We start from the raw sequence: 20,789 nt of genomic DNA, 5'->3' as shown, positions 1-20,789 counted from the left end.
GTGGACGCTCCCGGGCTTCCCCGTTCGCGCTTGAATGAAGTTACACGACGGGGTGTGCCGAAACCAAATCGCCTAGATATGGGCTGGCGGGTGGGGTTGGGCGGGCGTACGATCGAACACATGTTCGATGTCAATCAGTTGTCTGTCCTGGACTTCGGGGCCATGAGTGACGAAGGACTCATCGATGCGCTGCGGGAGGTGCACGGGGTGGCTTCGGCGGCTCAGGCGGCCGAGGTGGGGGCGGTGCGGGAGTTGTATCGGCGGCATCGGGCAGCGAGTGTGCGGCCGGGGGCGGATGGGGTGCGGGGTGGGGAGTTCGCGGCGACCGAGGTGGCGGTGGCGTTGCATGCCGATGAGGCGACGGCGGCGGCGCTGATCGATATCGGGCTGGCGTTGGAGGAGTCGCTGCCGGCTACGCGGAAGGCGTTCGCGGCGGGGCGGATCGATCTGGCCAAGGTTCGGGTGATTGTGGACAGCACGCGGTCGTTGGCCCAGGAGTTGGTGGAGGTGTTGGAGCCGCGGTTGATCGAGGCGGCGGGGCGGACGAATCCGGCGCGGTTGCGGCAGGCGGCGCGGCGGTGGGCGGCGCGGCTGGATCCGCATGGGGCGCAACGGCGCCGGGAGGTGCGGCAAGAGGAACGGGATGTACGGATCCGGGCCGTGCAGGACAGTATGGCGGTGTTCGACGGGTTGCTGCCCGCACCGGACGCGCAGACCGTGGCGATGCGGCTGCGGGAGATGAGTTTGCAGGTGTGCGCGGTCGATCCGCGCACGATGCCGCAGCGCCGCTCCGATGCGCTGGTGGCGTTGGCGGACGGTTCCGAGCACCTGCGATGCGGGTGCGGTCGCGGGGATCGTTGCCCGGCCCAGGTGGCGCCCCGCGCTCCGCGCCGCCCGTTGATCCAGATCGGCATCCCCGCGGACACGCTCCTCGGGATTCAGGAGGCGCCGGCCTTCCTCGCGGGTTACGGCCCGATCGACGCGGCTCTGGCCCGGATACTGGCCGAGCACGCGCGGTTCGAGTTGGTTCCGGAGCCTTCCACCGAGGCTGTCGTCGCGGCGGCGGCCCCCTCCGCCCGCGAAATCCGCGCGCTCGACGGAATGTGCCGATTCCCCGGCTGTGTCCTGCCCGCCGCGGAATGCGAACTCCCCCGCCGCGCCAAGACCGGCCTCGCCGTCCTCTGTAGCCGCCACCACCGCCTGAAGCGCCTGGCCGATACCGGGAAACACCCCTGGGACATCTGGCAGGCCGATACCGACCGCCTCCAATGGACCAGCCCCAACGGCGATATCCACACCACTACCCGCGAGGGCGGCCGCTATCTGTTTCCGCACACCGACACAGAGGGGCCGCATACCGACGCCCCTCGCCCACCACACACCCGGCTCCCCCAGGCCGACACCGCCGGCCGGCACACGCCACCTCACAACGAGGCCGACGCCCCGCTCCCACCGCCCGCGCGGCGACTCTCCTCCTTCACCGCGGACCGCCCGACCCCGGAAGACCTCGCCTACCCCGTAGCCGGGCCCCTCCGCCGACAACTCCGCCAAATCGCTCCGGAAGACGACATTCCCGATAGCGACTAGCGCATCGTCAGAACTCGTTGAGATACATCACCCCGTCGGTCCCGATATGCAGCAGATCCAACCGCCCAACCCCTCGGCTACCGACCGCCACCGCATGCTGCGTAACCCCACCGAGGTCCTCCCACCCATTCCACCCGCCGTCGAACCACGCGTGATAAATCGACGCATCCATCCCTCGATGGAACAGGTCGATGCGGCCCGCACCCCACGAGCAGGCCGCAAGACCGTGGTCGGTGGCACCGCCGAGCGCGTGCCAACCCGACCAATTCAGGCCACCGTTCTCGGTCCATTGGTGATGGATTCCGCCGTCTCTGCCGACAGCGAAGACATCGAGCCGGTCGGGACCCCACGTGGTCGCGGCCGGGGTCCGGAACCCGCCGTAGGGTGCGTCGTACCATTCACCACCCAGGGATTCCCAGCCCATGAAGCCGTGATTGTCGTCGTAGTACATGTGCAGCATCTCGAACGGCGGTCCGGTGCCTGACAGCGCGAAAATGTCCATCCGCCAACGGCTTCGGCAGACCGCAGGTCCCGCGGCGATGCCGGCGGGCAGCGGGAAGACCGGTCCGAGGTCTTCCCATCCGGTCCATCCGTGCGGCCTGGTCTTGGAGCGGTGCCGCAGTGAGTAACCGGCGGTGACGAACAGGTCGGAGCGGTCGGTGACGCAGGCCAGGGCCGGAGCGCCGGAGAGGCCCGCGGCGCCGGGTTGGCCGATGTTCCCGTCGGAGGACCAGTAGTCGTAGCCGAGATAGGACGTCGCGTGCAGGTCGTCGCGCTTGTCCCGGATGATGACGTGCAGTACGTCGTCTTCACCCGCCGCGGTGATCTCGCGGGGCTGAATGTGCCACGCGGCGTTGGTCGCTTTCCATCCTGACCATCCCATGACCGATCACCCTTTACTCACGAGCGCGAGGCCGTCGCCGGTGAGTTCGTGCCGCAGCGCGGTCCGGCCGGTGGCGAAGAGCAGTAGCGCCTTGCTGGGCCCGCGGACCTCGCGGCCGGTGCCGTAGGACCAGTCGATATCGCTGGCGCACAATCGAATACCGTCGAGGCGGTGCCGATCGAAGACCGGCCAGCCGATGCTCGCGGCGCGCTGGGCCGCGACGGCGGCGGCGAGCGGCGGGATATCGAGGGTGCGGCCGAGCGGGATCGCGATGTCCTGGCCGTGCACCATCGTGTCGAACAGGATGTTGCGGTAGTTGGTGAGTTTGGGCAGGGTGCGGGCGGCGGCGTTGTCGCGGATGTCCGAAACGAGCTGTGTCACAGGATGTTCGGCATAGTCCGTGGTGAGCTGGTGGATCATGCGGTTGTAGTCGCCGCGGGCCCGGAGCGAGGCGACGACCATCTCCCGGATCGAGGGCACCCGCGGTGTGAGCGCGAGATGCGCTGCGACATCACGTATTCGCCAGCCGGCGCACAGCGAATTACCCGCCCATTCCTCGGGTGTCAGGCCGGCGAGGAGATCGGCGATCGCGCGGCGCTGGGCTTCGATGACACGCCAGCTGGCTTCGCGATCCAGGGAGAGCTGTTCGGTCGGCATTACGCACCCCGCTAGTATTAGTCAGCCTGTCTGACTAATGTTGTCAGTCTCTCTTACTAATGTCAAGGAGTGGGATGCCCGACGAGGAACTCAACGTGGGCCTGCTGATGATGATCGCCCACCGGTCGATGGAGAACCGCGTCTTCGCCGGGCTGGCCGAGGCCGGATACGGCGATATCACCGTGGCGCAGGGCCGGATCGTCGCGCAGATCGGCGCGGCGGGCACTCGCCTGACCGAGCTGGCCGAACGCGCCCAGGTCACCAAGCAGACCGCGGGCTTCCTGGTCGACCAGCTCGAACGCAGCGGCTACGTCGAACGCGTCGCGGACCCCAGCGACGGCCGGGCCCGCCTGGTCCGGCTGACCGCGCACGGCCTGGCGGGCGCGGAGTTCGCGAATTCGATCGCGGAGCGGGTCCAGCGGGAGTGGGCCGTCCACCTCGGCCCGCAGCACATGCGTCACCTGCGCGCGGCGATGACCCGGCTGCGCGAGATCACCGACCCCTACGCGGGGTAGCTCAGCCCGCGACCTCGACGACCCAGTTCTGGTTACCCATGTCCAGGCGGTTGGTGCCGTCGAACACCGAAGGCGTGGACACCTTCTGGTCGTTCAGATTCTTCAGGGCGTCGGTGGCGGTCTTCGCGTTCGCCTTGGCGGCTTCGACTTTCGCGCCGGAGGCGACGCACTGCACCGCGTCGGCGGGCGCGCCCGCGTCCCGGGCGATGTCGGCGAGTTGCTGGTTGCCGAGGTCGTCACCGTCCTCGGCGGGCTGCTTGTCGACGAACAGGGCGTGCTGGAACTTGGAGTAGACCGCGCCGGAGCCGGAAGCGGCGACACACTCACTGGCGGCGATGGCGCGCGTGGAGTAGTCACCGCTGCCGGACTTCTTGTCGAGGAAGTTGACGTAGTGGAAGCGGATGGCGAGCTTGCCCTCGTCGAGCTGCTGCGCGAGTTCCTGGCCGTAGGCGCGTTCGACCTGCCCGCAGGCGGGGCAGAGCGGATCCTCGTAGAAGTCGATGGTCTTGGCGGCGTCCGGGCGGCCGAGCAGGACGGTGCCGTCGGAACCGAGCGCGGAGACGACCGCGGCGTTGTGTACCTGGCCGTAGCCCTCGTTGCGGGTGGGCAGCGGCTCGTCGCGCCCGGACCGGACAACGATGATGACGATCGCGACCACGACCAGCGCGAGCGCACCGAGCGCGTAGGTGGTCACGTTGGACATCGGCCGCGGGGTGTAATTCGAACGCGATTGGCTCACCTCCGATACTTTGCCGCACCCGCCGCCCCTACCGCCCGCCGGGCCGCACCGACACGCCCTGGCACACGCGTCCTCAGCCCGGCGAGCGGTCCGGCTCGTCGAGCACTCCGCTACCGCGCCGCATCGGCTCCGGCACGAGCGCCCACACCACGGCCGCCGCGGCGAGCAGCGCACCGGTCACGGTCAGCGCGACCCCGTAGGAGGTGTACTCGGCCAGTGCCCCGACGGACACCGCTCCGATGACGGTCCCGAGGTCGGCCGACATCTGGAAGCCGGCGAGCACCGGCCCGCCGCGCGCCTTGGGCCCGATGATGTCGGCCAGCGCCGCCTGCTGGGCCGGGGTGAGCATCCCGGATCCGATTCCGGCGACGACCGAGGTGATCAGCAGCCACAGCAGGTCCGGCGCGAAACCGAGTCCGGCCGTGCCGACCGCGCAGATCAGCGCACCGGCGATCAGGAAGGGCCGGCGGCCGAAGCGATCGGACCCGCGCCCGGACCAGAACAGCACCGCCACGTTGCCGGCCGCGAACGCAGTCAGCGCGACGCCGGCCATTCCGCTGGGCAGCTTCAGCACCTCGACGACGAGCAAGGGCACCAACGCCATGCGCACCCCGAAGATGGCGGCGCCGTTGGCGAAGTTGGACCACAGCACCGCGCGGTACTCCGGCCGCGTCAATGCCTGCCGGAACGACATCACTCGCAGCACGCCGCTCACCTCGGGCGCGGCCAGCGTCGAATTCCGCAGCGCCAGATACACCGCGGCGGTCACCGCGAGCAACGCCAGCGCGTAGATGACGAACGGCGCCCGCACCCCGAAACCGGCCAGCGCCCCGCCCAGCAGCGGCCCGCTGATCGAGCCGATCAGGAAACTCGTCGACCACACCCCGGACACCCGGCCGCGCTGCTGCGGCGGCGACATCCGGATCACCAGCGCCAGCGCGGACACGGTGAACATCGTCGACCCGATACCGCCGACCGACCGCAGTACCAGCAGCTGCCAATAGGTCTGGGCCAGTGCGCTGGCGCCGGTGGACACCGCGACGATGAGCAGTCCGCTGAGATAGACCCAGCGCTCACCGAGCCGCTGCACCAATCGGCCGCTGAACGGCGCGAACAGCAGCCGCATCAACGCGAACGCGCTCACGATCGCGGACGCCGCGGCCACGCCGACGCCGAAGCTGCGCGCGAACTGCGGCAGCACCGGCGCCACCAGACCGAAGCCGAGCGCGATGACGAACGAACCGCCGACCAGCACCCAGATCTCGATCGGCAGCGGCTCGGGCCGGGTGCGGCCGGGGCGGGGCTCCGGCGAACTCCCGGACCGCTCCAGCATTTCGGTGGCCACGCCGCCGGTCACCGCGTCCGCGGCGGCGGCCGAGCCGTTGATCGCCAGGTCCGCGCTCACCGCGTCGACGGGAACCGCCGGTTCACTGCCTCTCGCCTCGGGACCCGGTTCCGGCTTACTTGCCACCGGAGAGTGCCTGCCCGACCACTTCCTCCGCGGCCGCCTGCACCTGTTCCAGGTGCTCGGGGCCGTGGAACGACTCGGCGTAGATCTTGTACTTGTCCTCGGTGCCGGAGGGCCGGGCGGCGAACCACGCGTTCTCGGTGGTGACCTTCAATCCGCCCAGCGGCGCGCCGTTTCCGCGGGCCCGGGTGAGCACCGCGGTGATCGGCTCACCCGCGATCTCTGTGCTGGCAATCATGTCCGGGTTCAACTTCGCCAGGCGTGCTTTCTGTTCCGCGCTGGCGGGAGCGTCGATCCGGGCGTAGGCGGGTGCGCCGTAGCGGCGCTCCAATTCCACATAGCGCGCGGAGGGGCTCTGCCCGGTGACGGCCGCGATCTCGGCGGCCAGCAGCGCCATCAGGATGCCGTCCTTGTCGGTGGTCCAGACCGTGCCGTCGTGGCGCAGGAAGGACGCGCCCGCGCTCTCCTCGCCGCCGAAAGCCAGGCTGCCGCTGAACAAGCCGGGCACGAACCACTTGAAGCCGACCGGCACCTCGTGCACGTCGCGCCCGAGCACGCTGACCACGCGGTCGATCATGGAGGAGGTGACGACCGTCTTGCCGATCTTGGTGAGCGCGTCCCAGCCCATCCGGTTCGCCACCAGGTATTCGATGGCGACGGCCAGGAAGTGGTTCGGGTTCATCAGCCCGCCGTCCGGGGTGACGATGCCGTGCCGGTCGGCGTCGGCGTCGTTGCCGGTGGAGATGTCGTAGTCGTCCTTGATGGCGACCAGCGCGGCCATGGCGTAGCGCGAGGACGGATCCATCCGGATCTTGCCGTCGGAGTCCAGCGTCATGAACCGCCAGGTCGGGTCGACGAACGGGTTGACCACCTCGAGTTCGAGGTCGTACCGCTGGCCGATCTCCTCCCAGTAGTCGACGCTGGCCCCGCCCATCGGGTCGGCGCCCAGCCGGATGCTCGCGCCGCGAATCGCGTCCAGGTTCAGCACGTTCGGCAGGTCGCCGATGTACTGGTCGAGGTAGTCGTAGCGCTCCACCAGGGTGCGCATGGCGTTGCGCAGCGTGGTGCGCCGCACCTCGGTGAGGCCGCCGCGCAGCAGCTCGTTGGCGCGCGCGGCGATGGCGTCGGTGGCGACCGTGTCGGCGGGGCCGCCGTGCGGCGGGTTGTATTTGATGCCGCCGTCGCGCGGCGGATTGTGCGACGGGGTGACCACGATGCCGTCGGCCTGATGCTTGGTGCGGCGCCGGTTGTGGCGCAGGACGGCATGACTGAGCGCCGGTGTCGGGGTGTAGCGGTCGCGGGCGTCGACGACCGAGGTGACGCCGTTGCCGGCGAGCACCTCCAGCACCGTGGTCCAGGCCGGTTCGGACAGCGCGTGGGTATCGCGCGCCAGATACACCGGGCCCGTGATCCCGCGGGTGGCACGGTATTCCACGATGGCCTGGGTGATGGCCAGGATGTGCGCCTCGTTGAACGCGGTATCCAGGCTGGACCCGCGATGGCCCGAGGTGCCGAAGACCACCTGCTGGGCCGGCTCCTTGGGATCCGGGATACGGCTGTAGTAGGCCGTCACCAGGTGCGCGATGTCTTCCAGGTCGGTCGGGCGCGCGGGACGCCCGGCTCGATCATGGGCCATGCTCGGGTCTCCCTTCAGTGTCGGCTGCGCCCGGCTCGTCATCAGGATCATGCCGACAACCCGTGGGCTATCGACGCGGCAGCGAACACCGCGGCCAGGCCGGCCGTCACACTGAGCACCACGTTGCCCAACGCCGCAGCGTAGGCACCGTCGGTGACCAACCGGATGGTTTCATACCCGAAGGTGCTGTACGTGGTGAGCGCACCGCAGAAGCCGGTACCGGCGACGGCCAGCCAGGATCCGTCCACGCCGGCGCCGATGAGAGCGCCGAGCACCGCCGAACCGACAATGTTAACGGTCAACGTCCCCCACGGCAGCCGGGATCCGAAACGGGCTGCCACCGTGCGGTCGACGAGGTACCGAGCGGGGGCGCCGAGCATGCCGCCGAGCACCACCAGTACCCAGTTCATCGGTTGACCCCCTTCGCCTCTCGTCGGTTACCAGTTCCCGCTGCCGTCATCCCGTCACCTTGCGCGCGGCCGCCATGCCGAGCAGCACCGCGGCCAGCGCCGCTACCACCGTTCCCCCGAGATAGCCGAGTGCCACGGCCGTATCACCCGATTCGAGCAGTCTACGAATCTCAAGGCAGTAGGTCGAAAAAGTGGTGAAGCCGCCGAGCACCCCGATGCCGAGGAACGGCCTTAGCAGCCGGTGGGCAACCCAGACCTCGGTAATCAGGAACATCAGTATCCCGATCAGGAAGCAGCCAAACACATTGATCATGAACGTGGACCACGGGAAGCGTCCGGGCGGCACCGGCCAGCAGACGCCGATCCCGAAGCGCGCCAGCGCACCGAGCCCGCCGCCGAGCGCGATCGCCACCAGCACCATCGGCTCGACGGCCGGGGTAGGGCTCGGTGAACCCATGTCCTGACCTCCTGCCGCGCCGAATGTCATCGGGCAGCATGGTATCGCTAGGACCGCGCGGTACGGTCCCCAGGGGACGCCGCGCAGATGCGCAACACTGTCGTTCGCCGACTTGCGCGCCGCCGCCACCGATGAAATTCCGCGAAGGTTTCGCCGAGGCTCCACCGATCCCCCACCCCTCATGCTGGGAGCGAAGATGGCGGCACGACAGGCAGTTTCGACCCGACGTCACGACCCGGCGACCGCGTCGCCGCAAACCTCCAGCGCGCGGTGGTTGCGCACCACGTTGGCACGCACGCTGACAGCGGTTGTGGCCACCGCGCTTTCGGCCGGGCTGGCCGGTGCCCCGCCCGCGACGGCCGCGATCTTTCCGATCGCGGACCCCGATCCGTTCTACTGGGCGCCGCCGGATCTCGGCGGCTTCGGACCGGGTGATGTCATCCGGAGCCGGCCCGTCGCCACGCCCGGCTTCCTCGGGGCCACCGGCTGGCAGGTGCTGTTCCGCTCCAGTGATTCCCACGACAATCCGATCGCGGCGGCCACCACCCTGCTCATTCCCGCGGGCGGCAGCGGCAGCAGCGACGCCGGGAGCAGCGGCGGCCGCCCGCTGCTGTCGTATCAGCCCTTCGTCAACTCGCTCGGTACCCAGTGCGCGCCGTCGCACAGCCTGTTCAACGGCGAGATGCAGGAGTCGGTGGCGCTGAACATGCCGCTGGCTCGCGGCTGGGCGGTCAACGTTCCCGATCACCTCGGCCCGACCAGTGCCTACGGCGCCGCCAAGCTCGGCGGCCGGATCACCCTCGACAGCATCCGCGCGGTCCGGCGCTTCGAGCCGGCGCACCTGGGCACCAGCCAGGTCGGCCTGGCGGGGTACTCCGGCGGCGGCATGGCGACCGGCTTCGCGGCGGCGCTGGCCCCGGAGTACGCGCCGGAACTGCCGATCGTCGGCGTCGCGCAGGGCGGGGTTCCGGTGAACATCGGCAAGCTCGCCCTGGAGGTCGGGCAGACGCCGCACGCGCTGTTCGGTCTCGGCTTCGCGGCCGCGATCGGATTGGAGCGGGAGTATTCCGGCGAGGTCGACATGGCATCCAAGCTCAACGGGCCGGGCAACGCGCTGCGCAACCAGATCGCCAACTCCTGCTCCGCCGAGATCATCTCGGCGGGCGCGAATCGCAGCTTCTACGACGTGTTCCTGCCGGCGGCGACCCAGGCCGGGCTGAGCCAGGCCGACCCGGTGCTGATCCGGATCCTGCACGAGAACAGCCTGGAGACCCACCCCGGCGTGCCGCGCGCACCGATCTACCAGTGGCACGGCGAGGCCGATCAGGTCAACCCGGGGCTGGTGCGCGAGCTGGCCGGGCGCTACTGCCAGGCGGGCACGCCGATGCTGCTGGAGATGGTTCCGGGGGCCGATCACGCCACCTCGGTGATCCAGGGTCTGCCGAACGCGTTTATGTATCTCTCTGATCGCTTTGCCGGACGTCCGGCGCCCAGCAACTGCTGAGCCCTGTGACCTGCGCACGGCCCCGGTTACCCACCGGGGCCGTTTCATTACTAACGGAGACCAACCCTCCACTTAACCCATCCCGGGGTTAGCATTGGGGCGTGAACCAGGCCACCGCTTCCGCCCCGCCGCGGCGCCTTCGCGCCGACGCCGCCCGCAATCAGCAGCGCATCATCGCGGCCGCGGGCGAGCTGTTCGCCGAGCACGGGCTGGAGATCACCCTGGACGACGTGGCCGAGCGGGCGGGCGTCGGCGTCGGCACGGTCTATCGCCGCTTCGCCAACAAGAAGGAACTGATCGCCGAGGTCTTCGCGCAGAAGATCGACGAGTTCGCCGTCGCCGCCGAAGAGGCCGCCCGGCACGAGGATCCGTGGCTCGGGGTGGTGCAGTTCTTCGAGTACGCGTGCACACACCTGGCAACCAATCGCGGCTTCAGCGACGTGCTGCTGGAACTCGAGGACGACCTGGAGCGGTTCACCCAGGTTCGCGACCGGATCAAGCCGACCGTCGGCCGCATCATCGACCGGGCCCAGGCCGCGGGCGCCCTCGCGCCCGGCATCGAGCCGTCGGACTTCTTCGCGCTCATCCACATGGTCGACGCGGTGGGCGAGTTCGCCCGGCCGGTCAACGCCGACACCTGGCAGCGTTACATGGCCATCACCCTGAACGGCATGCGCTCGGACACCGTCCCGCGCCGCCCGCTGACCGTCCCGCCGCTGACCGACGACGAGGTCGAACAGGCCAAAGGCTGCACCGGCCGCCGCCGGTAACTCTCGCAAAACAATCGAAGGGGTAGCGCAGGTCACATCGTTCCCTTAAAGTTGGTCACATGACCAACTCGTGGGTGAACTGGGCCGGGGACCAGCGCTGCGCTCCGGCGGATCTCGCCGCACCGCGCAACCGTGACGAAATCGCCGAGGCGCTGGCCGCCGCGGCCGCGCGCGGGCACACCGTTCGGGTCGCCGGGGCGGGACATTCGTTCACCGACACCGTGCTGACCGACGGCACGCTGCTGAACCTGTCGAACATGAACCGGATCCTGGAGGTCGACAGCGCCTCCGGGCTGGTGCGGGTCGAGGGCGGCATCACGCTGAACGCCGCCAGCCACGCCCTGCACGCCTCGGGCCTGGCCTTCCCCAATCTCGGCGACATCGACGTGCAGACCATCGCGGGCGCGACCGCCACCGGCACCCACGGCACCGGCGCCCGCCTGCAGAACATCTCGGCCGCACTGCATTCGGTGGAACTGGTGCGCGCCGACGGCAGCGTGGCGGAACTGAACGCGACCACCGACCCCGACGGCTGGCGCGCGGCGCGGGTCGGCATCGGCGCACTCGGCGTGGTCAGCGCGGTGACGCTGCAGATGGTGCCGTCGTTCGTCCTGGAGGGCATCGAGCGCCCGGTCCCGGTGGCGGAAATCCTCGACGACCTGGACGCGCACATCGACGGCAACGAGCACTTCGAGTTCTACATGTTCGCGCACAGCCCGCTGGCGATGACCAAGCGCAACAACACCACCGAGCTGGCCGAGCAGCCGCGCGCCAAGGCGGTGGACTGGTTCGCCGACATCCTGATGTCGAATCACCTCTTCGACGGCCTGTGCCGGCTCAGCAGGTGGCAGCCGGGGATGATCCCGTGGATCCACCGCGGCGCCGCCTACGCGGGCAGCTACCGCCGCCAGGTGGACCGCTCGTATCGGGTCTTCGCCTCCCCCCGGCTGTTCCGCTTCACCGAGATGGAATACGCGATCCCGCGGGCACATTCGGCCGAGGCGATCCGCGAGATCAAGGAACTCGCCGCGAAGTACGAGACCCCGATGCCGATCGAGGTGCGCTGGGTCGCCCCCGACGACGCCTTCCTGTCCCCGGCGGGCGGGCGCGACACCTGCTACATCGCGGTGCACCAGTACCGGGGCATGGAGTGGGAGCCGTTCTTCCGCGCCTGCGAGGCGGTCTTCGATCGCTACCAGGGCCGCCCGCACTGGGGTAAGCGGCACTTCCAGACGGCCGACACCCTGCGCGAGCGGTACCCGGACTGGGACCGGTTCGCCGAGGTGCGCCGCCGGTTCGACCCCAAGGGGTTGTTCGCCAACGACTATTTGGATCGGGTTCTCGGACCCATCGACCAGTAGTTTCCGGGCGTTTGGGCGACGGCGGCCGCGGGCATCCCTAGAGAATGAGAGGATGTTGGTCTAATCTTCTCATTGTCTTGAAAAGGACGATCAAAGGAGATCGCGATGACCGCCGCCCTCGAATCCACCACCCCGGACCTCCCGTCCCGCACCCCGATCGGCCCCGGCACCCGGATGTGGGACGAAACCGGGCTCGTCACCTTCTCGCTGACCGCGGGATCGGCGTTCCTGTTGCAGACCATGGAACCGACCATCTCCGCGGTGGTCGACGCGCACTCCACCTTCCGCACCGACCCGATGGGCCGCGCGCTGCGCAGCATCTCCTCGGTGATGATGTGGGTCTACGGCGGCGAGGAGGCCCTCGCCGAGGCCGACCGGCTGCGCACCATGCACGCCACGCTCAACACCACCGACGCCGCCGGGGTCAAGCACAAGGCGCTGGCGTCCGGCCCCTGGGCCTGGGTGCTGCACACCGGAACCTTCGCCTTCACCGAGAACGCGCGCTACTTCGCGCGCCGGCCGCTGACCTACGCGGAGAAGGAGGAGTACTACCGCGAGACGGTGCAGCTGATGCGCAATTTCTCGGTGGCGCCCAAGGAGATTCCGGAGAACTTCGCCGACTTCGAGAAGTTCTTCGCCGACTACGTGGACAACCACCTGGAAGCCACCGGTACCGCGCGCGACTACCTGCGGGTCATCCAGTCTGTTGCCCCGCCGAAGCAGTTGCCGCGCGCGCTGGCACCGCTCTGGCGGGCCGCGGTCGCCCCCGTGGGCAAGCTGCAGTACTTCGTCACCGTCGGCACCACCCCGGAGCCGGCCCGCCGCAAGCTCGGGTTGTCCTGGTCCGAGGCCGACGAGCGCAAGCTGCAGGCGGTGGGCTGGATGATCGCGCGGCTGGTGCCGCTGCTGCCCGAGCGGGTGCGCTACTTCCCGATCGCCTACGAGGCGCGCCGGCTGGAACGCGATCGCGTGCGGCTGCGCAAGATGATCGACCTGCGCCCGCTCTGACCCGGCGCACCGGGCCCGCCGCGCGCGGGCCCGGTTTGCCAGAACCCATTCCGAGCTGCACAGCAATCTTTCGGCAAGTAGACCGGGGGTGCGCCGAACGCATCAGAACCGGCCCATCTGCATGAGGCGAGCACCCGTATCCCTTACGCTACGACAGCGTTTGGGCCCAACACCTCGAGTTGGGCAGGCGGCACAGCCCTGGTTCGCTCTCACTCCCCGAAAGGCGCTCGATGACCCACACACCCAGTGTGCTGTTCGTCTGTGTGCACAATGCCGGACGCTCGCAGATGGCCGCCGGCTTCCTCACCGAGCTGGCCGGAGACCGCATCGAGGTCCGGTCCGCGGGCAGCGATCCCGGGGAGAGAGCCAACCCGGTCGCGATAGCGGCCATGGCGGAGGTCGGCATCGACATCTCCGGCGCGATCCCGACGAAACTCACCGACGAGGCCGTCGGCGTCTCGGACGTGGTGATCACGATGGGGTGCGGCGACGCCTGTCCCTACTTCCCCGGCATCAGCTACCGGGACTGGGTGCTGCCCGACCCGTCCGGTCAGTCCATCGAGGTGGTGCGCACGATTCGCGACCACATCCGGGTGCTCGTCGAGAATCTGATCGCGGAACTGGTCCCCGCGCGACGCTGAGTCCGTTTTCTTCAAGACCGGGTCCGGCGGCGGCTTCTAAGGTTGCCTCATGACTCCGCACTTGGACTTCCTCAGCATCGTGGTTTCGGACATGGCCGCCTCCACCGCCTTCTACCGACGGCTCGGGCTGGCGTTTCCGGAGGGCAGTGACGGCGAATCGCATGTCGAGGCAACGCTTCCCGGCGGTATCCGGGTCGCCCTGGACACCGAGGCCGTGATCCGCTCGTTCTACCCCGAATGGCAGGCCTCCGCCGAGGGCGGGCGCATCGGCATGGCGTTCCGTTGCGCCGACGCCGCCGAGGTCGACAGCGTCTTCGCCGATCTGACCGAGGCCGGGTACGAGGGCGAATTGAAGCCCTTCGACGCGGTCTGGGGCCAGCGCTACGCCGTCATCAAGGATCCGGACGGCAACGGCGTCGACCTCTACGCCCCGCTGTGAGCGCTAGGCGGCGCGCCCGAGCAACTCACCCAGCGGCATCCCCGCCAGTTCCCTGACCTCGCGCGACAGGTGCGCCTGATCGGCGAATCCGGTCAGTGCCGCCGCGTCGGCGAAGGGCGTGCCCGAGCGCGCCGCCGCCAGCGCCCGCTGCAAGCGCAGGATCCGCGCCAGGGTCTTCGGGCCGTAACCGAAGGCCGCCAGCGAACGCCGATGCAGCACACGGGCATTGAGTTCGGTGGCGCGCGCGGTGGCCCCGACGGAGTGCCCCGCGGCGAGCGCGAGCACGATCCGGCGCAGTACCGGGTCCGGCGGGCCGGCCTCGGCCGCGCGGGCCAGCGCGATGGCTTCCAGCGCGGCCAGGCGGTCGGGCGCGTCGTCGACCCGCTCGGTGAGCCGGCGCACGGTCGCGCCGGGCCACAGGGCGGTCAGGCCGACCCGTTGATCGCGCAGTTCGTGCGCGGGCACACCGAGCAACGTGGGCGCGGTGCCGGGATAGAACCGGATCCCCGCGACGCGGGTGCCCGCGGGCAGCTCCGGAGTGAAGGCGGCCGTATCGGGACCCGCGACGACCAATTCGCCCTCGCGCCACATCAGATCGATGCAGCCGTCGGGCAGCACCGGGCCCGACACGGCGCCGGTGACGGTGCGCTCCCACACCACGGCGTCGCCGAATCGCGCCGGCCGCTCCCGGTAGCTCGCACTCTCGACCACCGCCCCAGGCTACGGCGGGCCGGTGACACTACTCCGGGAGCAGGCCGCGGGGGGTGACGCGCAGGTAGTCGACATCGCCGGTGCTGACCTTGGACTGCGGATCCTTGCAGCCGACGGTCACCTCGGTGGCCGGGGAGGAGGAGAAGGTCCACAGTGTGGTCCAGTCGCGACCGTCCAGGGACTCGTGTTTGCGCTGGTCCCCGGAGCGCAGATCCTCGTTGCGGCCGCTGCTGTCGGTGACCGTGCAGCGCAGCGCGGACACCGAGCCGCCCCAGGCGGCGGGCACTTTGATGTCCATCACGGCATCGGCGGGCACGACCACCGTCTCGGACTTCCCCAGCGGGATACGCACGCCCTCGACCACCGGTGGCGGCGGCGCCGGAGTGGTCGTCGGCGCCACGGTGGTGGTGCTGGTGGCGGGCGCGGCCTGGGTCGCCTCGTCGGCGCCGCACCCCGCCACCGTCGCCACGAGCAGCGCCGGAACCGTCAGCCAGATCAGCCTCACAGATCAACCTCTCGTCACGCCCGCGCCTCGGGCGGCGGGTCGGGATCAATGGTTCGAACCGAGCATGAATCTTCAACAGCGAATGCAGACTACCTGGCCGCATTAATTCGGAATTAATTCCGACCCGCCCCCGGATTCCGCGCCGATGATCCGGCCGAGGCCACGCCGCTAAGATCGCAGTTCGAGCGTGGCTGCCTGCCGCGTGCGTCACTACGGTCGGCATTTGCCTGAGAGGACGTCGATGAGCAAGCCCGTCGCATTCAGCACTCCAGATATCCAGACACCCGATGGCGCAGCGGACAGCTATCTCGCCCATCCCGATGATGTCGCAGCTCATCCAGGTGTACTGCTCTTTCCCGATGCATATGGCTTACGTCCGGCTATCCGGGAAATTATGGAATCCATTGCGGGCGAGGGATTCACGGTGATCGCCCCGAACCTGTTCTATCGCTCCGGCCGCGCGCCGGTATTGCCGATGCCCGATCACACCGATCCGGCGGCACACGCGGAATTCTTCGAGAAACTCGGCCCGCTGCGCGCCGCGCTCACCCCGGAGAAATCGCTACAGGATGTGGCGGCCTATCTCAATTATCTTGCCGCGTCGGAGTTCTGCCTGCCGGGGCCGAGCGCCGTGGTCGGTTACTGCATGGGCGGGCGGCTGGCGCTGCGCACCGCCGCCGCGTACGGGCGGCTGATCGCCGCCGCGGCGAGTTTCCACGGCGGACGGCTGGCCGATCCCGCCATGTCCGACAGCCCGCACCACACGCTCGGGGACGCCACCGCGGAACTCCTCGTCGCGCACGCGAGCTCGGACGGGTCGATGCCACCCGAGCAGATCGATCTGCTCGAGCGCACCCTCACGACGGCCGGCGTGCCGCACACCTCGGTCGTCTACCCGAATACCCAGCACGGCTTCACGATGCGCGATACCGCGGCCTACGACGAGCAGGCCTACCAGCGACATCTCACCGATCTGGTCGCCCTGCTGCGGCGCGCGCTGCCGGCCGGGTGAGGGTGCTCGCGGCGCGCCGTACCGCGATCGGGGAGAATGGTGCGCGGATCGACCGCGCACCGAGGAGCCCGATGGAACTGTCGTACGGGGATGTCAAAGCCGCCGCCGCCCGCATCGAAGGCCGGGTTCGCCCGGTCGCGGTGGCACCCGCGGACGGCCTGGCACCCGACGGTTCCGCGTGGTTCGCGCTCGAGTACATGCAGCACACCGGGTCGTTCAAAGCCCGTGGCGCCCAGAACTTCCTCCAGGCGCACCAGGACGAGGGGCGGGTGCCCGAGGCCGGGGTGGTGATCGCCTCCGGCGGCAACGCGGGCCTGGCGTGCGCGTGGGCGGCGCGCCAGCTCGGCATTCCGGCAACGGTCTTCGTCCCGACGACCGCGCCCCGGGTGAAGGTCGAGAAGCTGCGCGGATACGGAGCGCAGGTGCGTCAGATCGGGACCGAGTACGCCGAAGCGCTGGCGGCGGCGCAGAACTACGCGGCCGCCAGCGGCGCGCTGCTGTCCTCCGCCTACGACCACCCGCTGATCGCGGCCGGGGCGGGCACGCTGGGTGAGGAGATCCACCGCCTGCTGCCCGAACTGGACACCCTGCTCGTGGCCGTCGGCGGCGGCGGGTTGTTCGCCGGAATCGCCACGGCCGCAGGGCATTACGGCGTACGCACGATCGCGGTGGAACCGTCGGCCTGCTGTGCGCTGAGCGCGGCGCTGGCCGCGGGCGAGCCGGTCGACGTCGAGGTCAACTCGATCGCCGCGGATTCCCTCGGCGCCCGCCGGGCCACCGCGCTGGCCGTCACCGCCGCGCAGCGGTACGACGCGGAATCGGTGCTGGTGACCGACGACGAGATCGTCGCGGCCCGCCGCACGCTGTGGTCGGACCGGCGCATCGCCGTCGAGCACGGCGCCGCGACCGCGCTGGCGGCGCTCACCTCGGGCCGCTACCGGCCCGCGTCCGGCGAACGGGTGTGCGTGGTGCTCTGCGGCGCGAATACCGACCCGAGCTCCTGGTAATCGCTCAGGTACCGACCAGGGCGTTCATGATGGTGCCCGCGCTGGTCGCGATGACACCGCCGATCATGGCGCCCGCCACCATCTTCGGCGATTGCAGGCCGCCGCCGGTCCACTTCTCCCAGGCGAACTTGCCGCCCGCGAAGATGATCGCGACGATGCCCGCGAGCAGCACGAACCAGGTGAAATAGCTGACCATCTGCTGGAACTTGTCCGCGATCGGCGGGGCCAGCGGTTCCGGATTGCCGACCTGAGCCAGCACGGCGGAGCCGACCAATTCCTGTGTCGCGGCGAGAACGATGCTCACAGTGTTTCCCCTTCGGCCGGTTCGATTACGCCGGATAAATCCTACTCCGTGTACGCGTAACCGATTGAGCCACAGCCGAACTCACAGAGAGTGCCGACCGGTCGGATTGGACCGCTCAGCCCATGCAGAGAACCGCTTCGAGAATAGTGTCGGTGCCGACGGTGATCCCGATATTTCCGGCGACTCCGGGCAGTTCGTTCATGACCACGGTGACGGCGCGATCCCCGGAGGCGACACTCAGGGTGCTGAAACCGTGGATGGCGCCGGTATGCCCCCAGGCCTGCACGCCGCAGGAGGTGGAGAAGCGGAACAGCCCGAGCCCGGCGGCTTCGGCGTAACCGATCAGGCCGGTCGGCGCTCCGGTCTGCATCTGGACGAGCAGGTGCGGCGGCAGGAGTTCGCCGGCGAGCAAGGCCAGAAAGAACCGGTTGAGGTCGCCCCCGGTGGAGACCATCGCACCGTCGGCCAGGCCCCACCCGGCGTCGATATCGGTGACGTCCACCCGGGTTCCCTCGAAATCGTGATAGCCGCGCGGGTGTGCGCCCCGGATCGCCTGCTCCACGGGGTACAGCGGCCAATATGTCGCAAACATCCCCAGTGGCACCAGGATTCGCCGCGTCACCTCCACCCCGACGGGCAATCCACCGATCCGTTCGATGAGCTGCCCCAAGAGCAGATAGTTCGTGTTCGAGTACCCGACCTCGGCGCCCGGGGTGAACTCGGCGGCACTGTCGAGGCCGAGCCGGATCAGCTCCGGCGCCGGTCGGGCCGCCCGCAATCCCGCGATCGAATCCTGATCGATCAGGGGCAGGTAGTTGGGGATTCCGCTGGTGTGCTGCAACAGATTTCGCACGGTGATCACCGTGCCGTCGCCGCCCGGCCCGCGCACCACACCCGGCAGGTAACGCTCGATCGGGCTGTCGAGCTCGACGCGACCCTCCGCGACCAGCTGCAACACGACCGTGGCGACGAAAGACTTGGTGACACTGGCGATCCGGAACTGCGCGCCGTCCGGGAAACGCGCTCCCGCGCCGTAATCCCCTATCCCACTGTCGAACTGGTCGACCCGATCGCCGACGGTATGCACCAACTGCGCACCCGGGACCCCCGCCGTCGCGACCAACTCGTCCAGCTCCGCCTGCAACGTCGCGGTCTGCGCCGTGGGCGGCGGCACCGCCGCGGCGGGCGCCACCGCGCACCAGCCCGAAATCACGGCCACGACCAGGGCCGCCTGCCTCATGGACATCCGCATCGAGCGTCTCCCTGCTGTGAATGTGTCGGCCCCGCAGGCGATATCACCGTCAGCGCACCCCCTGTTAACCCAGAATGCCGAATCCGACCGTAGCCGGGCGCGGTTTCCCGCATCGCGTCGTGCGCGTGGCGTACTGATCGGCCGACTATGCTCGACCTCGAAGACCTTCGCGCGTAAGTCCGCGACGCGAGGGCTACGCGCCGAGACGGCGACCATGGCAACAGCGGACGGGACAGGCGCGGTGGCGTGGGTTTCCCGGATCGCGGCCCATGAGCTCTTTTGATCAGCTGACCAGCCAATTCCTCTCCGTGCTCTACCACGACGGGAATCGGGTCGGCGGGTTGTGCACGGCGGCCGCCACGGTGTTGTCGGTGCAACGAGCCGCGATCTCGGTGGACGAGGAAGACGCGGGCCTGCAGGTCTGGTGCGCCAGCGACAAGGTGGCCGCCGACGTGGAGGAGGTGCAGGCCATGCTCGGCGAGGGGCCCGGTATCTCCGCTATTCAGGACAGTGCGCCCGTGCTGGTCGCCGACCTGGCCGCGCGCAGTCAACGGTGGCCCGGTTTTCTCAGTGCCGTCGCCGACAAGGGCATTTCCGGCGCGATGTTCGCCTTGCCGCTGAGTCTGGGGGCCGTGCGCCTGGGCGTGCTCGACATCTACTGCTCCCAGCCGGGCGAGCTGGATCGCCGCACACTGGCCGCGGGGCTGCACGTCGCCGATCTGGTGACCACGCTGCTGCTGTCCGGCGGTCCGCGAACCGAGGGCCACGCGGAGCGGGATCTCCGCCGACTAGAGGACACGCCGGTGTTGCGCGGCGACTACCCGGCCGCCGACGGGTCGGGCCCGGGCGAGGAATGGTGGTGGGAGGCCTCCACCACCAGCCGGGATATCCATCAGGCCGCCGGCATGGTGATCGCGCAGGCGGGGACGACCGCGCGCGACGCCTACGCCCTGCTACGCGGCCATGCCTACGCCGAGGGGCTTTCCCTGACCGAAGTCGCCGATCTGGTGGTGCGCCGCCAGTTGCGATTCGGTCCCGAAACAACGGAAGGAAGGTGAACAACGCCATGGAATCCCGGGAAGGACCCCTGGTCGAGGCCTTCGTGCGGCTCGCCGACACATTGGTCGCCGACTACGACGTGGTCGAACTCTGCCAGCAACTCGTCGAGGCCTGCGTGCAGTTGCTCGACGCCGCCCAGGCCGGACTGCTGCTGGTCGATCACCGCGGCGCCCTACAGGTATTGGCCTCCACCAGCGAACAGACGCACCTGCTGGAACTCTTCCAGCTGGAATCCGCGCACGGCCCCTGCCTGCAGGCGTTCCACACCGGCATCCCGGTGTCGGTCGACGACCTCGAATCGGCCACGGCGCGGTGGCCGGAGTTCGCCCGCCGCGGCTTGGACAACGGCTATCGGTCGGTATACGCGCTGCCGCTGCGGCTGCGCGCCGAAACCATCGGCGCGCTGAATCTTTTCGGCGCGGTCCAGGGCGCGCTGAGCCGCGACGACCTGCGGGTGGCGCAGGCGCTGGCCGATGTCGCCTGCATCGGCGTCCTGCAGCACCGCATGCTCAACCGGTCCGAAACCCTGAACGCCCAACTGCGTTCGGCGCTGAACAGCCGGATCGTCATCGAGCAGGCCAAGGGCGTGCTCGCGGAACGCGGGCAGCTGGATATGGATCAGGCGTTCCATCGGCTCCGTGATCACGCGCGCGCGAACAACATTCGACTGGTCGATCTGTCGGCACAGGTGGTCTCGGGTTCGATCGAATCCCATGCGATTCTGGGCGGGCAGCATGGCAGCCTCAACTAGCCGAGGCATTCTCAGCAGAATTTCATCCAATCACCCGCGTGACCTCAGGCTCGGCCGGTTGAATTCGTGGTGGCTGCCCCGCCCGGATCATCTCCCGGGCGGTAGGCAGCGCC

At 69.3% G+C, this 20,789-nt stretch carries 23 protein-coding genes; 12 read left to right on the top strand and 11 right to left on the bottom strand.

The genetic code is table 11. From position 1 onward, the window contains the following. The first annotated feature begins 120 nt into the window (after positions 1-120). Entirely contained in the window at positions 121-1,587 is a 1,467-nt protein-coding gene (locus tag AB0H76_RS03275; RefSeq protein WP_357316667.1) for a DUF222 domain-containing protein, read from the top strand. A 7-nt stretch (positions 1,588-1,594) separates the two neighbouring features. Here the strand turns inward: AB0H76_RS03275 and AB0H76_RS03270 are convergent, their stop codons facing one another. Then, entirely contained in the window at positions 1,595-2,470 is an 876-nt protein-coding gene (locus tag AB0H76_RS03270; protein WP_357316664.1) for a hypothetical protein, read from the bottom strand. A 6-nt stretch (positions 2,471-2,476) separates the two neighbouring features. Further along, on the bottom strand, positions 2,477-3,127 hold the full coding sequence (locus tag AB0H76_RS03265) for a maleylpyruvate isomerase family mycothiol-dependent enzyme (protein ID WP_357316662.1): 651 nt from the start codon (positions 3,125-3,127) through the stop codon (positions 2,477-2,479). 74 nt (positions 3,128-3,201) lie between these two features. Between AB0H76_RS03265 and AB0H76_RS03260 the strand changes: the two genes are divergently transcribed. Next, complete coding sequence (locus AB0H76_RS03260) at positions 3,202-3,642, top strand: MarR family transcriptional regulator (RefSeq protein ID WP_357316659.1); 441 nt, start codon at positions 3,202-3,204, stop codon at positions 3,640-3,642. Between the two features lies 1 nt (position 3,643). Here AB0H76_RS03260 and AB0H76_RS03255 read toward each other — a convergent pair whose 3' ends face one another. The 5 genes from AB0H76_RS03255 to crcB (AB0H76_RS03235) all read right to left on the bottom strand — a co-directional run bounded on the left by AB0H76_RS03255 (position 3,644) and on the right by crcB (AB0H76_RS03235) (position 8,382). Beyond that, on the bottom strand, positions 3,644-4,381 hold the full coding sequence (locus AB0H76_RS03255) for a thioredoxin domain-containing protein (protein WP_357316657.1): 738 nt from the start codon (positions 4,379-4,381) through the stop codon (positions 3,644-3,646). 73 nt (positions 4,382-4,454) lie between these two features. Further along, positions 4,455-5,714 (bottom strand): MFS transporter, encoded by a 1,260-nt coding sequence (locus tag AB0H76_RS03250; protein WP_357320352.1) that lies wholly within the window; start codon positions 5,712-5,714, stop codon positions 4,455-4,457. Positions 5,715-5,841: 127 nt separating this feature from the next. Further along, positions 5,842-7,485 carry a phosphoglucomutase (alpha-D-glucose-1,6-bisphosphate-dependent) gene (pgm, locus tag AB0H76_RS03245; protein ID WP_357316655.1) on the bottom strand — a complete coding sequence of 548 codons (1,644 nt, stop codon included), beginning with the start codon at positions 7,483-7,485 and terminating at the stop codon, positions 5,842-5,844. Between the two features lie 47 nt (positions 7,486-7,532). After that, positions 7,533-7,895: a fluoride efflux transporter CrcB gene (gene crcB / locus AB0H76_RS03240; RefSeq protein ID WP_357316652.1), complete on the bottom strand. Its 363-nt coding sequence runs from the start codon at positions 7,893-7,895 to the stop codon at positions 7,533-7,535. A 46-nt stretch (positions 7,896-7,941) separates the two neighbouring features. Then, positions 7,942-8,382, bottom strand: coding sequence for a fluoride efflux transporter CrcB (crcB, locus tag AB0H76_RS03235; RefSeq protein ID WP_357316650.1), 441 nt, complete (start codon positions 8,380-8,382; stop codon positions 7,942-7,944). Positions 8,383-8,548: 166 nt separating this feature from the next. On the opposite strand from crcB (AB0H76_RS03235), the gene AB0H76_RS03230 reads away from it, so the two are divergent. The 6 genes from AB0H76_RS03230 to AB0H76_RS03205 all read left to right on the top strand — a co-directional run bounded on the left by AB0H76_RS03230 (position 8,549) and on the right by AB0H76_RS03205 (position 14,075). Beyond that, positions 8,549-9,856 (top strand): lipase family protein, encoded by a 1,308-nt coding sequence (locus AB0H76_RS03230; RefSeq protein ID WP_357316647.1) that lies wholly within the window; start codon positions 8,549-8,551, stop codon positions 9,854-9,856. Between the two features lie 101 nt (positions 9,857-9,957). After that, positions 9,958-10,626: a TetR/AcrR family transcriptional regulator gene (locus AB0H76_RS03225; RefSeq protein ID WP_357316644.1), complete on the top strand. Its 669-nt coding sequence runs from the start codon at positions 9,958-9,960 to the stop codon at positions 10,624-10,626. A gap of 59 nt (positions 10,627-10,685) precedes the next feature. Continuing rightward, on the top strand, positions 10,686-11,987 hold the full coding sequence (locus tag AB0H76_RS03220; protein WP_357316642.1) for a D-arabinono-1,4-lactone oxidase: 1,302 nt from the start codon (positions 10,686-10,688) through the stop codon (positions 11,985-11,987). Between the two features lie 105 nt (positions 11,988-12,092). Further along, a complete protein-coding gene (locus tag AB0H76_RS03215) occupies positions 12,093-12,995 on the top strand; it encodes an oxygenase MpaB family protein (protein ID WP_357316639.1) in 903 nt (300 codons plus the stop codon). A gap of 230 nt (positions 12,996-13,225) precedes the next feature. Then, a complete protein-coding gene (locus AB0H76_RS03210) occupies positions 13,226-13,636 on the top strand; it encodes an arsenate reductase ArsC (protein ID WP_357316637.1) in 411 nt (136 codons plus the stop codon). A gap of 49 nt (positions 13,637-13,685) precedes the next feature. Beyond that, positions 13,686-14,075 (top strand): VOC family protein, encoded by a 390-nt coding sequence (locus AB0H76_RS03205; RefSeq protein WP_357316635.1) that lies wholly within the window; start codon positions 13,686-13,688, stop codon positions 14,073-14,075. Positions 14,076-14,078: 3 nt separating this feature from the next. Here the strand turns inward: AB0H76_RS03205 and AB0H76_RS03200 are convergent, their stop codons facing one another. Both AB0H76_RS03200 and AB0H76_RS03195 read right to left on the bottom strand, forming a co-directional pair. Beyond that, positions 14,079-14,786: a DUF6597 domain-containing transcriptional factor gene (locus tag AB0H76_RS03200; protein ID WP_357316634.1), complete on the bottom strand. Its 708-nt coding sequence runs from the start codon at positions 14,784-14,786 to the stop codon at positions 14,079-14,081. Positions 14,787-14,814: 28 nt separating this feature from the next. Further along, positions 14,815-15,291 (bottom strand): hypothetical protein, encoded by a 477-nt coding sequence (locus tag AB0H76_RS03195; RefSeq protein ID WP_357316632.1) that lies wholly within the window; start codon positions 15,289-15,291, stop codon positions 14,815-14,817. A gap of 241 nt (positions 15,292-15,532) precedes the next feature. Here AB0H76_RS03195 and AB0H76_RS03190 point away from each other — a divergent pair, with 241 nt between their 5' ends. Further along, the gene (locus AB0H76_RS03190; RefSeq protein ID WP_357316630.1) at positions 15,533-16,303 is read left to right on the top strand and encodes a dienelactone hydrolase family protein; all 771 of its coding nucleotides are present in this window, start codon (positions 15,533-15,535) and stop codon (positions 16,301-16,303) included. A 71-nt stretch (positions 16,304-16,374) separates the two neighbouring features. Continuing rightward, a complete protein-coding gene (locus AB0H76_RS03185; RefSeq protein ID WP_357316628.1) occupies positions 16,375-17,310 on the top strand; it encodes a threonine/serine dehydratase in 936 nt (311 codons plus the stop codon). A gap of 4 nt (positions 17,311-17,314) precedes the next feature. Here the strand turns inward: AB0H76_RS03185 and AB0H76_RS03180 are convergent, their stop codons facing one another. Together AB0H76_RS03180 and AB0H76_RS03175 are read right to left on the bottom strand one after the other, a co-directional pair. After that, entirely contained in the window at positions 17,315-17,614 is a 300-nt protein-coding gene (locus tag AB0H76_RS03180; protein WP_357316626.1) for a hypothetical protein, read from the bottom strand. Between the two features lie 115 nt (positions 17,615-17,729). Next, on the bottom strand, positions 17,730-18,866 hold the full coding sequence (locus AB0H76_RS03175; RefSeq protein WP_357316625.1) for a serine hydrolase domain-containing protein: 1,137 nt from the start codon (positions 18,864-18,866) through the stop codon (positions 17,730-17,732). A gap of 269 nt (positions 18,867-19,135) precedes the next feature. Between AB0H76_RS03175 and AB0H76_RS03170 the strand changes: the two genes are divergently transcribed. Then, on the top strand, positions 19,136-19,924 hold the full coding sequence (locus tag AB0H76_RS03170) for a GAF and ANTAR domain-containing protein (RefSeq protein WP_357316623.1): 789 nt from the start codon (positions 19,136-19,138) through the stop codon (positions 19,922-19,924). Positions 19,925-19,932: 8 nt separating this feature from the next. Further along, the gene (locus tag AB0H76_RS03165; protein ID WP_357316621.1) at positions 19,933-20,676 is read left to right on the top strand and encodes a GAF and ANTAR domain-containing protein; all 744 of its coding nucleotides are present in this window, start codon (positions 19,933-19,935) and stop codon (positions 20,674-20,676) included. Positions 20,677-20,789 lie beyond the last annotated feature (113 nt).

The organism is Nocardia sp. NPDC050712 (assembly GCF_040654295.1).
GTDB lineage: Bacteria > Actinomycetota > Actinomycetes > Mycobacteriales > Mycobacteriaceae > Nocardia.
The sequence above is the reverse complement of the archived record's forward strand: the minus strand, read 5'-3'. Positions and strand labels throughout refer to the sequence as shown.

Excerpts from the sequence above, each read along its gene's own strand:
- AB0H76_RS03275 (WP_357316667.1), top strand. The coding sequence starts at position 121 with ATGTTCGATGTCAATCAGTTGTCTGTCCTGGACTTCGGGGCCATGAGT.
- AB0H76_RS03270 (WP_357316664.1), bottom strand. The coding sequence starts at position 2,470 with ATGGGATGGTCAGGATGGAAAGCGACCAACGCCGCGTGGCACATTCAG.
- AB0H76_RS03265 (WP_357316662.1), bottom strand. The coding sequence starts at position 3,127 with ATGCCGACCGAACAGCTCTCCCTGGATCGCGAAGCCAGCTGGCGTGTC.
- AB0H76_RS03260 (WP_357316659.1), top strand. The coding sequence starts at position 3,202 with ATGCCCGACGAGGAACTCAACGTGGGCCTGCTGATGATGATCGCCCAC.
- AB0H76_RS03250 (WP_357320352.1), bottom strand. The coding sequence starts at position 5,714 with ATGCTGGAGCGGTCCGGGAGTTCGCCGGAGCCCCGCCCCGGCCGCACC.
- pgm (WP_357316655.1), bottom strand. The coding sequence starts at position 7,485 with ATGGCCCATGATCGAGCCGGGCGTCCCGCGCGCCCGACCGACCTGGAA.
- crcB (WP_357316652.1), bottom strand. The coding sequence starts at position 7,895 with ATGAACTGGGTACTGGTGGTGCTCGGCGGCATGCTCGGCGCCCCCGCT.
- crcB (WP_357316650.1), bottom strand. The coding sequence starts at position 8,382 with ATGACATTCGGCGCGGCAGGAGGTCAGGACATGGGTTCACCGAGCCCT.
- AB0H76_RS03230 (WP_357316647.1), top strand. The coding sequence starts at position 8,549 with ATGGCGGCACGACAGGCAGTTTCGACCCGACGTCACGACCCGGCGACC.
- AB0H76_RS03220 (WP_357316642.1), top strand. The coding sequence starts at position 10,686 with ATGACCAACTCGTGGGTGAACTGGGCCGGGGACCAGCGCTGCGCTCCG.
- AB0H76_RS03215 (WP_357316639.1), top strand. The coding sequence starts at position 12,093 with ATGACCGCCGCCCTCGAATCCACCACCCCGGACCTCCCGTCCCGCACC.
- AB0H76_RS03210 (WP_357316637.1), top strand. The coding sequence starts at position 13,226 with ATGACCCACACACCCAGTGTGCTGTTCGTCTGTGTGCACAATGCCGGA.
- AB0H76_RS03205 (WP_357316635.1), top strand. The coding sequence starts at position 13,686 with ATGACTCCGCACTTGGACTTCCTCAGCATCGTGGTTTCGGACATGGCC.
- AB0H76_RS03190 (WP_357316630.1), top strand. The coding sequence starts at position 15,533 with ATGAGCAAGCCCGTCGCATTCAGCACTCCAGATATCCAGACACCCGAT.
- AB0H76_RS03185 (WP_357316628.1), top strand. The coding sequence starts at position 16,375 with ATGGAACTGTCGTACGGGGATGTCAAAGCCGCCGCCGCCCGCATCGAA.
- AB0H76_RS03175 (WP_357316625.1), bottom strand. The coding sequence starts at position 18,866 with ATGCGGATGTCCATGAGGCAGGCGGCCCTGGTCGTGGCCGTGATTTCG.
- AB0H76_RS03170 (WP_357316623.1), top strand. The coding sequence starts at position 19,136 with ATGAGCTCTTTTGATCAGCTGACCAGCCAATTCCTCTCCGTGCTCTAC.
- AB0H76_RS03165 (WP_357316621.1), top strand. The coding sequence starts at position 19,933 with ATGGAATCCCGGGAAGGACCCCTGGTCGAGGCCTTCGTGCGGCTCGCC.